This window comes from Pseudomonas pisciculturae (assembly GCF_015461805.1).
Lineage (GTDB): Bacteria > Pseudomonadota > Gammaproteobacteria > Pseudomonadales > Pseudomonadaceae > Aquipseudomonas > Aquipseudomonas pisciculturae.
This window is the reverse complement of sequence record NZ_JACVZE010000007.1, coordinates 106,081-119,058: the sequence shown is the minus strand read 5'-3', so window position 1 is coordinate 119,058 and position 12,978 is coordinate 106,081. Positions and strand designations below refer to the sequence as shown.

At 60.4% G+C, this 12,978-nt stretch carries 10 protein-coding genes and 1 pseudogene; 7 read left to right on the top strand and 4 right to left on the bottom strand.

Annotated elements, in window-relative coordinates:
* Window positions 1–20: 20 nt before the first annotated feature.
* Together ICY20_RS28470 and ICY20_RS28465 are read left to right on the top strand one after the other, a co-directional pair.
* Window positions 21–1,352, top strand: a pseudogene (locus ICY20_RS28470) (PDC sensor domain-containing protein); the annotation flags it as partial.
* Window positions 1,353–1,454: 102 nt separating this feature from the next.
* The gene (locus ICY20_RS28465) at window positions 1,455–2,210 is read left to right on the top strand and encodes a methyl-accepting chemotaxis protein (protein WP_407692638.1); all 756 of its coding nucleotides are present in this window, start codon (window positions 1,455–1,457) and stop codon (window positions 2,208–2,210) included.
* A 151-nt stretch (window positions 2,211–2,361) separates the two neighbouring features.
* On the opposite strand, the gene ICY20_RS19585 is transcribed toward ICY20_RS28465, so the two are convergent.
* Window positions 2,362–2,919: an NAD(P)H nitroreductase gene (locus ICY20_RS19585; protein ID WP_194938390.1), complete on the bottom strand. Its 558-nt coding sequence runs from the start codon at window positions 2,917–2,919 to the stop codon at window positions 2,362–2,364.
* 139 nt (window positions 2,920–3,058) lie between these two features.
* On the opposite strand from ICY20_RS19585, the gene ICY20_RS19580 reads away from it, so the two are divergent.
* From ICY20_RS19580 to ICY20_RS19560, 5 genes are all read left to right on the top strand, one after another.
* Window positions 3,059–4,486 carry a di-heme oxidoreductase family protein gene (locus ICY20_RS19580; RefSeq protein ID WP_194938389.1) on the top strand — a complete coding sequence of 476 codons (1,428 nt, stop codon included), beginning with the start codon at window positions 3,059–3,061 and terminating at the stop codon, window positions 4,484–4,486.
* A gap of 31 nt (window positions 4,487–4,517) precedes the next feature.
* On the top strand, window positions 4,518–5,582 hold the full coding sequence (locus tag ICY20_RS19575) for an imelysin family protein (RefSeq protein ID WP_159955424.1): 1,065 nt from the start codon (window positions 4,518–4,520) through the stop codon (window positions 5,580–5,582).
* Between the two features lie 2 nt (window positions 5,583–5,584).
* Window positions 5,585–6,682, top strand: coding sequence for a DUF1513 domain-containing protein (locus ICY20_RS19570; RefSeq protein WP_194938483.1), 1,098 nt, complete (start codon window positions 5,585–5,587; stop codon window positions 6,680–6,682).
* Between the two features lie 136 nt (window positions 6,683–6,818).
* A complete protein-coding gene (locus ICY20_RS19565) occupies window positions 6,819–7,949 on the top strand; it encodes an efflux RND transporter periplasmic adaptor subunit (RefSeq protein WP_194938388.1) in 1,131 nt (376 codons plus the stop codon).
* Window positions 7,950–7,952: 3 nt separating this feature from the next.
* Window positions 7,953–10,979 carry a multidrug efflux RND transporter permease subunit gene (locus ICY20_RS19560; protein ID WP_194938387.1) on the top strand — a complete coding sequence of 1,009 codons (3,027 nt, stop codon included), beginning with the start codon at window positions 7,953–7,955 and terminating at the stop codon, window positions 10,977–10,979.
* Window positions 10,980–11,171: 192 nt separating this feature from the next.
* On the opposite strand, the gene ICY20_RS19555 is transcribed toward ICY20_RS19560, so the two are convergent.
* Genes ICY20_RS19555 through ICY20_RS19545 form a run of 3 tightly spaced genes read right to left on the bottom strand, consistent with a single transcriptional unit; the run spans window position 11,172 to window position 12,800 of the window.
* A complete protein-coding gene (locus tag ICY20_RS19555) occupies window positions 11,172–11,399 on the bottom strand; it encodes a hypothetical protein (RefSeq protein ID WP_194938386.1) in 228 nt (75 codons plus the stop codon).
* Entirely contained in the window at window positions 11,396–12,115 is a 720-nt protein-coding gene (locus tag ICY20_RS19550) for a lipopolysaccharide kinase InaA family protein (RefSeq protein ID WP_159955416.1), read from the bottom strand. Before ICY20_RS19550 ends, ICY20_RS19555 begins: the two co-directional genes overlap by 4 nt.
* Window positions 12,116–12,119: 4 nt before the next feature.
* Complete coding sequence (locus ICY20_RS19545; RefSeq protein WP_159955414.1) at window positions 12,120–12,800, bottom strand: class I SAM-dependent methyltransferase; 681 nt, start codon at window positions 12,798–12,800, stop codon at window positions 12,120–12,122.
* Between the last annotated feature and the right edge of the window lie 178 nt (window positions 12,801–12,978).

The following is a 12,978-nucleotide window of genomic DNA, read 5'->3' as shown; positions in this document are numbered from 1 at the left end:
TGTTCCAGACATAGCGCTGAATGGACTCTGCCGTGCTGTGCACATCAACAAGTCCCTTCGCGAGTGAACCTATGTTCGACACCCTCTCCATACGTCTGAAAATCGTGCTGTTGTCCGGCCTATGCCTGTTGGGGGTGATTGCGCTGATCATCAGCGTCAATCTGTATGAAACCAATCAGAACGACCGACTGATCAGCGATTCCAGCTCGCGCATGCTCACCAACAGCGTGCAGAACCTGCTGCAATCCAAAGCCGCCGAACAGGCGGTGCAATTGCAAAAAACCTTCGGCGAAAACCTGCTGGCAGTCACCACCCTCGCCGACCAGGTCAAAGACCTGCGTGCCCTCGCTAGCCAGCGTTCGCTGGACGCCGGTGCGCTGCGCGAAGCTCTCAACCAAAGCGTAAAGACCGCCTTTGAGCGCAACAACAAGGCGCTGGGTATCTGGCTGGCCTTCGAACCCAATGGGCTGGATGGCAAAGACAGTGAATTCGTCGACGACAAGGCCCGCGTGTCCAATGAAAAAGGGCGTTTCGCCAGCTATTGGAGCCGCGCCGGTGGCGCTGGCTTGAACACCATCATGGTCGAAGACGACCTGACCAAGACCAGCCTCAACCTCAGCGGTACGCCCTACAACATCTGGTACACCTGCCCACGTGACACCCGCAGCACCTGCCTGCTCGACCCGTATGAAGATACCGTGGCCGGCAAGTCGATGCTGATGACCACCATCTCGCTGCCGCTGATCGTCGACGGCAAAATCATCGGCGTGGTGGGTATCGATATCGCCCTCGACACCCTGCAAGCCACCACGGATGCGGCGCAAAAAGAACTGTTCGACAGTGCCGCGCACCTGGAAATCATTTCCAGCACCGGCCTGATTGCCGCCTACAGCGGCGAGCCGGGCCGGGTCGGCAAAAACCTCATCGACACCCTCGGCGCCGAGGGCAAAGAGATCGTGCAACTGCTGGCGAGCGACACCCGCATGATCCGCGAACAGGACGAAACCATACGTGCCGTGTACCCGGTCAAGCCGATTGCCGATGCCAAGTCGTGGGGTGTGTTGGTCAAACTGCCCAAACACGTGATGCTGGCCGACACCGTCAAACTGCAAGACCTGCTGGACAAGGCCCAGGATGCCGGCACCCTCAAGGCCCTGCTGGTAGGCGCCGCCGCTGGCCTGCTGGGCTTGTTGCTGATCTGGCTGACGGCCACCGGCGTGACCCGTCCGATCAACAGCGTGGCCGCCATGCTCAAGGGCATCGCCAGCGGCGACGGCGACCTCACCCAACGACTGAACTACACCAAAAAAGACGAACTCGGCGAATTGGTGAACTGGTTCAACCGCTTCCTCGACAAACTGCAACCGACCATTGCGCAGATCAAGCAAAGCATCACTGAAGCCCGGGGCACGGCGGATCAATCCTCAGCCATTGCGCTTCAGACCAGCGAAGGCATGCAGGTGCAGTTCCGCGAAATCGACCAAGTCGCCACGGCCTCCAATGAAATGAGCGCTACCGCTCACGACGTGGCCAACAGCGCCTCCAATGCCGCCAGCGCGGCAAAGGGCGCCGACCAATCAGCGCGCGAAGGCATGGCGATCATCGAGCAAAGCACCCGCGACATCACCACCCTCGCCGAAGAAGTCAGCAAGGCCGTGGGTGAAGTCGAAGCCCTGGCCGTCAACAGTGAGCAGATTGGTTCGGTGCTCGAAGTGATCCGCAGCATTGCCGAGCAGACCAACCTGCTGGCCCTCAATGCCGCGATCGAAGCAGCCCGTGCCGGCGAAAGCGGGCGGGGTTTTGCGGTGGTGGCCGACGAAGTACGCAACCTGGCCAAGCGCACCCAGGATTCGGTAGAAGAGATCCGCCATGTGATCGAATGCATCCAGAGCGGCACCCGAGGCGTGGTGGCGACCATGCATTCAAGCCAGAGCCAGGCCCAGAGCAATGCCGGGCAGATTCATCAAGCGGTGCAGGCCCTGGGCAAGATCAGCGATGCAGTGACGGTGATCAGCGACATGAACCTGCAAATCGCCAGCGCCGCCGAGCAGCAGAGTGCGGTGGCTGAAGAGGTTAACCGCAATGTTTCGGCGATCCGTACGGTGACGGAAACCCTCACAGGGCAAGCGACCGAGTCGGCGGCCATCAGTAGCCAGCTCAATGCGTTGGCCAGCCAGCAGATGAAGTTGATGGATCAGTTCAGGGTGTAACCCCAATCCCAAAAACACCACCGGTCAAATGTGGGAGGGGGCTTGCCCCCGATGACAGAGTGTCAGCCAATACATAAGCTGGCTGATACACCGCCATCGGGGGCAAGTCGAATCGTCGCACCGCCCCTCCCACATTTTGATCACATTGAAATTAAAGACCGGTCCAGGCGCTGACTGCCGGTTCTTCCTTCTGCGCCGTACGCGGCGGGTTCTGCGGCGTACCCAGGTAAAGGAAACCAATCACCTCCTCACCCTCCCCCAGCCCCAACCCCTTGGCAACATGCGCCGAGTACGACAACTCCCCCGTGCGCCACACCGCGCCGATCCCCTGTGCATAAGCCGCCAGCAAAATCCCGTGGGCCGCACAGCCTGCCGCCAGCAATTGCTCGGATTTCGGCACCTTGAAGTGCTCCTGCAACCGCGCAATCACCACCACCACCAGCGGTGCACGCAGCGGGCCGCTCTGGGCTTTGTCGATCGCAGCTTGCGGCGCGTCGGCGTCTTGCAAGCGAGCAGCCTCGGCCAGCAGCGTACCCATCTGCTCACGGGCGGCGCCTTCGACGGTGAGGAAACGCCAAGGGCGCAACTGGCCGTGGTCCGGCGCACGCATGGCGGCGGCGAACAGCACATCTCGCTGCTCCTGGGTCGGTGCCGGTTCCAGCAGGCGCGGCACGGAAACACGGTTGAGCAAAGCGTCGAGAGCCTGCATTGGCCACCTCCAGAATAAAATGTGCGGCCATTCTAGCGGGAATGCAGCGCCGGCCACCAAACGATAATTGCTCTTATTCATTCGGCCCTGCCCTGTTAGACTTTGCGACCTAATTTTTCATCTTCGCCCGGGAAACGTGATGTTCCGTTCGCTTTTTCGCCTGTGCGCAACATTGATGGCCTTGAGCCTGGTTGCCTGCGATGACGCGCCCAGATTTACCAAGGCCGAGCCTGGTGAATCACGGGCGGGTGGCGCTGCGACGGTGAACAAGCGCGACCAGAACGCGTTCTCGCTGCCCTCGGCCAACCTGTCGCCCACCCGCCGCGTGGATTTCAGCGTCGGCAACAGCTTCTTCCGCAGCCCTTGGGTGATCGCGCCGTCCACCACCACCGCGCGAGACGGCCTGGGCCCGCTGTTCAACACCAATGCTTGCCAAAACTGCCATATCAAGGACGGCCGCGGGCATCCGCCGCTGCCCGACGCGGCCAATGCCGTGTCGATGCTGGTGCGGTTGTCGGTTCCCGATCAACCAGCCTATGCACGCATTATCGAGCAGAACGGCGTGGTGCCCGAGCCGGTCTACGGCGGGCAATTGCAGGACATGGCCGTGCCAGGCGTACCACCGGAAGGCAAGGTGCGTGTCGACTACACGCCGGTCAACGTGACGTTCAAGGACGGCACCGTGGTGGAGTTGCGCAAGCCAACCCTGCAAATCACCCAACTCGGCTATGGCCCGATGCACCCCGACACCCTGTTTTCAGCACGGGTCGCGCCCCCGATGATCGGCCTGGGCTTGCTCGAAGCCATCAGCGACGCCGATATCCTGCGCAACACCGACGCCAAGACTGCCGACCAGGAGGCCATCGTCGGCCGCGCCAATTGGGTATGGGATGACGCCCAGCAAAAAACCGTCCTCGGGCGCTTTGGCTGGAAAGCCGGGCAACCCAACCTCAATCAACAAAATGTTCACGCGTTTTCTGGTGATATGGGCCTCACCACCTCCCTGAGACCCTTTGATGATTGCTCCGACGCCCAAGTCGCCTGTAAACAGGCGCCCAATGGCAATGGCCCAGACGGTGAGCCGGAAGTCAGCGACAACATCCTGCGCTTGGTGCTGTTCTACACCCGTAACCTCGCAGTGCCGGCTCGCCGTGGCGTTAACACGCCGCAAGTGCTGGCCGGCAAAAACCTGTTCTATCAAGCCGGTTGCCAGGGTTGCCACACACCCGCGTTCACCACGGCTGCCAACGCTGCCGAACCTGAACTGGCCAGCCAAGTGATCCGCCCCTACAGCGACTTGTTGCTGCACGACATGGGCGAAGGCCTTGCCGACAACCGCAGCGAGTTCAAGGCCGGTGGCCGCGACTGGCGCACCGCGCCGTTGTGGGGCATTGGCCTGACGCAGACCGTGAATGGCCACACCCAGTTCTTGCATGATGGCCGCGCCCGCAACCTGCTGGAAGCCGTGCTGTGGCACGGCGGTGAAGCACAAGCGGCGCAGCAGCATGTGTTGTCCTTTAATGCCGAGCAGCGCGCTGCGTTGCTGGCGTTCCTGAATTCTTTATAAGCTTTGCCCCACTTACAGAAGGGAGCTCGACATGTTCCGTCCCAAGTTGTTGTTCACCAGCCTTGCCGCCCTCGCCCTGGGCGCCTGCTCGCCACAAGACCCGCAAGCGGTGACCTCGGCGGCCATCGCCAAGCAAGTGATCCTGCCGACTTACAGCCGTTGGGTCGAAGCTGACCGCCAACTGGCCGTCAGCGCCCTGGCCTACTGCCAGGGTAAAGAGAGCCTGGACACCGCCCGCGCCGACTTCCTGCACGCGCAAAAAGCCTGGGCCGAGTTGCAACCGCTGCTGATCGGCCCGCTGGCCGAGGGCAACCGCTCGTGGCAGGTGCAGTTCTGGCCAGACAAAAAGAACCTGGTGGGTCGCCAGGTTGAACAGTTGGTGAGCGCCCAGCCGCAGATCGACGGCGCCGCCCTTGCCAAGTCCAGCGTTGTGGTTCAGGGCCTGTCGGCTTACGAATACATCCTCTACGACGCCAAGCCCGACGTTGCCGACGCGGCTCAAAAGGCCCGTTACTGCCCGCTGTTGATCGCCATTGGCGAGCGCCAGCAGGCGTTGGCCGAAGAGATCCTGGCGAGCTGGAACAGCACCGACGGCATGCTCGCGCAGATGACCAAGTTTCCGAACCAACGCTACGCCGATTCCCACGAAGCCATCGCCGATCTGCTGCGCGTCCAGGTGACCGCACTGGACACCCTCAAAAAGAAACTCGGCACGCCGATGGGCCGCCAGACCAAGGGCATCCCGCAGCCGTTCCAGGCCGATGCCTGGCGCAGCCAATCGTCCCTGCAAAGCCTCGAAGCCAGCCTCGCGGCGGCCCAGACCGTGTGGGTCGGCGTCGACAACAAAGGCTTGCGTGGCCTGCTGCCGTCCGATCAGAAGCCGTTGGCCGACAAGATCGACGCCGCCTACGCTGCGTCGCTTAAACTGTTCGCCAGCAACCAGCGCACCCTCAACGAACTGTTGAGCGACGACGCCGGGCGCCAGCAACTCAACGACATCTACGACAGCCTCAACGTTGTCCACCGCCTGCACGAAGGCGAGTTGGCCAAGGCGCTGGGCATTCAACTGGGCTTTAACGCCAACGACGGTGACTGATGATGCTCAGGCGACAGGCTTTGGCAGTTGGCAGCGTGCTGCTCAGTGCGATTACGCTGGGCGGCTGGACGCTGTTCAAGGGGAAAGACAAGGGCCCGTTGCTGCTGTCGGCCCGCGATGATGCCGACGGCAAGCACTACGCCGTGGGCTACCGCCTGGACGGTAAGCAGGTGTTTGCTACCCAGGTCGGCCAGCGTTGCCACGACATCATCAACCACCCCACCCTGCCGATTGCGCTGTTTGTCGCACGTCGCCCCGGTTCCGAGAGTTACCTGATCGATCTGCGTGATGGCACGTTGCTGCAAACGATCACGTCCCAGGCCAATCGCCACTTCTATGGCCACGCGGTGATCCACAAGAGCGGCGACTGGCTGTATGCCACCGAGAACGACACGTCCGACCCCGGCCGTGGCCTGCTCGGCGTGTACAAGTTCGAAGGCGAACGGCTGGTGCACACCGGCGAGATTTCCACCCACGGCATCGGCCCGCACCAGGTGTCATGGATGCCCGACGGTGAAACCCTGGTGGTGGCCAACGGCGGCATTCGCACCGAAGCCGAAAGCCGCGTGGAAATGAACCTCAACGCCATGGAACCGAGCCTGGTGCTGATGCACCGTGATGGCAGCCTCATCAGCAAGGAAGCCCTGGCCCAGCAGATGAACAGCGTGCGCCATATGGGCATCGCCAGCGATGGCACCATCCTCACGGGCCAGCAATTCATGGGGCCGTCCCAGGAGCGTTCCGAGTTGCTGGCGATCAAGCGTCCCGGGCAACCGTTCGTGGCGTTCCCGGTGGCCGATGAGCAATTGCAGGCGATGGGGCATTACACCGCCAGCGTCGCCGTGCACAGCGAATTGCGCCTGGTGGCGTTGACCGCACCACGGGGCAACCGTTTCTTTATCTGGGACATGGACAGCGGCGAGCTGCGCCTGGACGGCCCCTTGCCAGACTGTGCCGGTGTAGGCGCAGTGGCCGACGGATTTGTGGTGACCTCAGGTCAAGGGCGATGCCGCTTCTACGATTGCCGCCAGAAACAGTTGGTAGCAAAGCCATTGGAATTACCCGCAGGGCTCTGGGATAACCATCTGCATCTGATCTAACCCCCGCCTCACCCACAGGGCCAGTATTGGCCCTGTCACCTGTCAAAATTACCGGCTGGAAACCCCACTACACTCGGAGTAATGTTCCGGGCTTGTCTGTCTTCGTCTGTCTCAGTTTTTCCAAGGAATCGGAAATATGCTGCGCCGTCGCATGCTGATCATGTTGGGTGTCGTCCTGTTAATCATCCTGCTGCTGGGGGGCTACAAGGCCTTTTCCATCTACCAGCAGATCCAGGTCTTTTCACAGCCAAAACCGGCGGTCAGCGTGGCGGTCGCGACGGCGGTCGAGCAACCCTGGCAACAACGCTTGCCGTCAGTCGGTACGCTCAAAGCCCTGCAAGGCGTCAACTTGAGCCTGGAGGTGGCCGGCACCGTGAAAGACGTGCAGTTCGAGTCCGGGCAGAAGGTCAAGGCCGGGCAACCCTTGGTGCAACTCGACAGCGCCGTGGAAAGCGCGCTGCTGGAAACAGCCCAGGCCGACCTGGGCCTGGCGCAGCTCGATTACGGGCGTGGCAGCCAATTGGTGGGCAGTCAGGCGATCTCCAAGGGCGAGTTCGACCGCCTCAGCGCGCAGTTGCAAAAGTACAAAGCGACGGTCAACCAGCTCAAGGCATCCCTGGCAAAGAAACATATCGTGGCGCCGTTCAGCGGCACCATCGGCATTCGCCAGGTAGACGTGGGCGACTACCTGGCCAGCGGCACGGTGATCGCCACGTTGCAAGACATTAGCAGCCTCTACGTCGACTTCTATATCCCCGAACATGTCGTGCCCAAAGTCGCCCTTAAGCAAAGCGTGCAGGTGCTGGTTTCGGCCTACCCTGGCCAGCAGTTCCCCGGCAGCATCAGTGCGATCAACCCCAAGGTTGAGGACAGCACACGCAACGTGCTGGTGCGCGCCACACTGGCCAACCCCGAGAGCAAACTGCTACCCGGCATGTTCACCAGCCTGGACGTGTTGCTGCCCAACCCGACTGCACAGATCGTGGTGCCGGAAAGCGCAATCACCTACACCCTCTACGGCAACTCGGTGTATGCCGTGGCCGAGAAAAAGTCCGAGAGCGGCGAGGTGGAAGAAGACGCCAACGGCCAGCCTGTATTGATTGCCGAGCGGCGCTTTGTGGAAACCGGCGAACGACGCGGTGGCCTGGTGCTGGTGAGCAAAGGTCTGAAAGCCGGTGAACAGGTAGTCAGCGCCGGCCAGTTGAAACTGGACAACGGTACGCCCATCGCCATCAGCGCAGACAAAAACCTGCCGGCAGGGCATTGAGTCATGAAGTTCACAGACGTGTTTATCCGCCGTCCGGTGCTGGCCTTGGTGGTCAGCCTGCTGATTGTGCTCCTGGGTTTCCAGGCCTACAGCAAGCTGCCACTGCGCCAATACCCCAGCATGGAAAACGCCCTCATCACGGTGACCACCGCCTACCCCGGTGCCAATGCCGAGACGATCCAGGGCTATATCACCCAACCCTTGCAACAAAGCCTGGCGAGCGCCGAGGGCATTGACTACATGACGTCGGTCAGTCGCCAGAACTTCTCGGTGATCTCGATCTACGCACGCATTGGTGCCAACAGCGACCGGCTGTTTACCGAGTTGCTGGCCAAGGCCAACGAGGTGAAGAACCAACTGCCCCAAGATGCAGAAGACCCGGTGCTGAGCAAAGAAGCCGCCGATGCCTCGGCACTGATGTACATCAGTTTCTCCAGCCAGCAACTGAACAACCCGCAGATCACCGACTACCTGTCACGGGTGATCCAGCCCAAGCTCGCCACGCTGCCGGGCATGGCCGAAGCGGAGATCCTCGGCAACCAGGTGTTCGCCATGCGTATCTGGCTCGACCCGGTGAAGCTCGCAGGCTTTGGCCTGAGTGCCAGTGACATCACCGACGCCGTGCGCCGCTATAACTTCCTCTCTGCCGCCGGCGAAGTGAAAGGCGAGTTCGTGGTCACCAGCATCAATGCCAACACCGATCTCAAGTCGGCCGACGCCTTTGGCGCCATTGCGGTGAAAACCGATGGCGACAGCCGGGTACTGCTGCGGGACGTGGCACGGGTCGAAATGGGCGCGGAAAACTACAACGCCATCAGTTCGTTCGGCGGTACGCCGTCGGTGTATATCGGCATCAAGGCCACCCCCAGCGCCAACCCCCTGGATGTGATCAAGGAAGTGCGCAAGATCATGCCGGAGCTGGAGTCCCAGTTGCCGCCCAACCTCAAGGCCGAAATTGCCTACGACGCCACGCTGTTCATCCAGGCGTCCATCAACGAAGTGGTCAAGACCCTGTTTGAAGCAGTGCTGATCGTGATTGTGGTGGTGTTCCTGTTCCTCGGCGCCTTGCGCTCGGTGGTGATCCCGGTGGTCACCATTCCGCTGTCGATGATCGGCGTGCTGTTTTTCATGCAACTGATGGGTTACTCGATCAACCTGCTGACCCTGCTGGCGATGGTGTTGGCCATCGGGTTGGTGGTGGACGACGCGATTGTGGTGGTGGAAAACATTCACCGGCATATCGAGCAAGGCAAAACCCCATTGGATGCGGCGCTCGAAGGCGCACGGGAAATCGCCCTGCCGGTGGTTTCGATGACTGTCACCCTAGCGGCGGTGTATGCGCCTATCGGTTTTCTGGAGGGGCTCACCGGCGCGCTGTTCAAGGAGTTCGCCCTGACCCTGGCCGGGGCGGTGATCATTTCCGGGATCGTTGCGCTGACCCTGTCACCGATGATGTGCGCGCTGCTGTTGCGCCACGATGAGAACCCCACAGGCCTGGCCCATCGCCTCGACCGTATCTTCGACAGCCTCAAGCGCCGCTACCAGAGCATGTTGCACGGCACCTTGAACACGCGGCCGGTGGTAATCGTGTTTGCATTGATCGTGTTGTGCCTGATCCCGGTGTTTCTCAAGTTCACCCAGTCGCAGCTGGCACCCGATGAGGACCAGGGCATCATTTTCATGATTGCCAGCGCGCCGCAACCGACCAACCTGGACTACCTCAACACCTACACCGACGAGTTCATCAAGATCTTCAAGGAGTTCCCGGAGTACTACTCATCGTTCCAGATCAACGGGTTCAACGGCGTGCAGTCCGGTATTGGCGGCTTCCTGCTCAAACCGTGGAACGAGCGCGAGCGCACGCAGATGCAGATCCTGCCCGAGGTGCAAAGCCGCTTGGAGCAGATCCCAGGCTTACAGGTGTTCGGCTTTAACCTGCCCTCATTGCCGGGTACGGGCGAAGGTTTGCCGTTCGGCTTTGTGATCAACACCGCCAACGACTATGAATCGCTGCTGGAAGTGGCCAACCGGGTAAAAAAACGTGCGATGGAGTCGGGCAAGTTTGCCTTCGTCGATATCGATCTGGCGTTCGATAAGCCCGAAGTGGTGGTGGACATCGACCGTGCCAAGGCGGCGCAAATGGGCGTGTCGATGCAAGACCTCGGTGGCACGCTGGCAACGTTGCTGGCAGAGGCGGAAATCAACCGGTTCACCCTGGATGGGCGCAGCTACAAGGTGATCGCCCAGGTGGAGCGTGCGTACCGCGACAACCCCGACTGGCTCAACAACTACTACGTAAAAAACGCCCAGGGCGAACTGCTGCCGCTGTCGACCCTGATCACCGTGTCTGACCGCGCCCGGCCTCGCCAGTTGAACCAGTTCCAGCAACTCAACTCGGCGTTGATCTCAGGCTTTCCCATCGTCAGCATGGGTGAAGCCATCGAGACGGTGCGCCAGATTGCCATTGAAGAAACCCCACCCGGTTATGCCTTCGACTACAGCGGCGCATCCCGGCAATTCGTCCAGGAAGGCTCGGCGTTGTGGGTAACGTTTGGCTTGGCCCTGGCGATCATCTTTTTGGTGCTGGCCGCGCAGTTCGAAAGTTTTCGCGACCCGTTGGTGATTTTGGTGACGGTGCCGTTATCGATCTGCGGCGCGTTGATTCCGTTGTTCCTCGGCTGGTCGAGCATGAATATCTACACCCAGGTCGGCTTGGTGACGTTGATCGGCTTGATCAGCAAACACGGGATTCTGATCGTCGAGTTCGCCAATCAACTGCGCAAGGACAAGGGCCTGACCGCACGTCAGGCCGTGGAAGAGGCTGCGGCTATTCGCCTGCGTCCGGTGTTGATGACCACTGCCGCGATGGTGTTTGGCATGGTGCCGTTGATTCTGGCTACGGGCGCGGGGGCGGTGAGCCGGTTTGACATCGGGATGGTGATTGCGACGGGGATGTCGATTGGCACGCTGTTTACGCTGTTTGTGTTGCCCTGCGTGTACACCTTGCTGGCCAAACCAGACAGGGCATGAAGGGCACTGATCTAAAGGTGGGGGCTTGCGGGCGCTGGAGAGCGCAGTGCGCTGTACCTGTGGCGAGGGCGCTTGCTCCCTCGCCACAGGCACAGTGTTGCGCCTTGACTGACTGGTATTAGCTCACCACAGACCACAGACGAAAAAAAAGGCCTCGCATCGCAAGGCCCTTTCTCGGAGGTTTGAATCGTTTCAACTCTGTGGCCTCATCCCTTGAGACATGCCAAACATGAACAGCAATAACTCATGATCAGGCTTGACCGCCACATTCGTCTTGGCGACACGCGGCAGCAGGCATTGCCCGCTACTCTGCGTCGCACTGAGCACCTGTGTGCGAGGCTGTTCCCACGCCGCCAACGCCAAGGCTGCAACGCCCAACGCCCCGACCAGGAACACACCTCGTGCTATTTCTAGCTTCATCTGGTTAAACCCTTGATAGCGCTGCCAAACGCCGTCTCGTAAAAGTAGCTGAGTTTGTTCCAGTCATCGCTGCTCCACGACGAATGGCGTCGCAGTTGCTGCATGTCGTGGGATGCGGCCCGATGGGCGGTCAGGCGCTGACGGCATTTCTCGAAATCCAGCAACGCAATTTCCACATTGGCTGAATCACCTTCGCCGGTGACCCGTACGAAAATGTGCTTGGCGTACAGGCAACCATGCTGCCAGCGCCCCTTGTGCATACGGGCCAATGTGCCGGCCAATTCCTTGAGTACGCGCTCGTGCACCCACTCACCGTACCGTTCGCGGCCACCGGTTGCGTACCAGTTCTCGATTTCGTCGAAGCCATCCAAAGCTGCAGTGACCAGCAATGCCTTCCATTGGTGCTGCGGGTCGCGGCGCGCCTCGCAAAAGACCATGTCTGGGACGCGCACATCCAACAAGCGCAGGCCTTTGATAGCATCCCGCTCGCGCAATACAGTGGGACGACCAAACGGGTGAAGCCAACTGCGATAGATATGCCCCGTCTGGCGCTTGCTGTAGAGCAAGTTGCCATTGGCGCTCATCACCCGCTGCACACCACTCTCACCACCGCGTCGGCGGTTGGGCTCTTCGACCCACTCGCCCTGTTGGCGCCAGAAATAATCAAACCGTTCTTCGGGAGCTACGTGACTGCCTGCTACGCACTCAACTGCCATCCTGTTACCTCTTTCGCAATACATACACTCGCCACATGGCGTACAGCGGCATGAAGTCCAGAGACTCCTGAACGCGGAAACCAGCCTGCTCGAATTCGTCTTCAACAGTAGCAGCTGGTAACACAAAACGATTTTGGTAACTTTCCTGCTCACCTTTCTTGCGACGCTGCCCCTCAAGACGCTTGCGCTTCCAAGCCTTGAAGTTGCCGTCCACCCACAACGAAATGATCACGCTGTCGCGTGTAACACGCTGAAACTCACGGAGTATCGCCAGCCGGTGCGCCGGATCGCCGATGTGATGGAGCAGGCGCATGCAGAAAATGCTGTCGACCGAGTTGTCCGGCAAGTCGATATCAAAGGCAGATGTCTGCAAGGGCCGTACCCGTTTCACCACATCGGCCGGTTGGGCGGCTGTGGCAACCTTCAACATCGAGGCTGAATTGTCGGCGCCAATGATCACGCGATTGGGTTTTTCGGCCAGCAGCGGCCAGAAACGCCCCGCCCCGCAAGGCAGGTCGAGCACCAGGCCTGGCTCACCGGCCATGGCCAGCGCACCACGGGCCAATTGCTCGTCGCGCTTATGGGACAAGCGCCGAGACAGATTGTCCTTGTGCTTGAGCAAATACTCCTCGGCGTGCTGATCGTCGTACTTATCAGAAAATTCAAGCTTGATCGGGGTAGACATCAACGGTTCTCCAGTTACTGATGCCTACAACCTTAAGCACCCAACTGTGATCACTCAGTCAACACTTTGTGAAAAAGGTGTCCTGTCGAATCCCATACATTTCAAGACTTTACGGACACATTCAGTATCATGTAGCCATCTTCGCCGAAAATCGACGCGGGCGTGTCGCAGCATAACG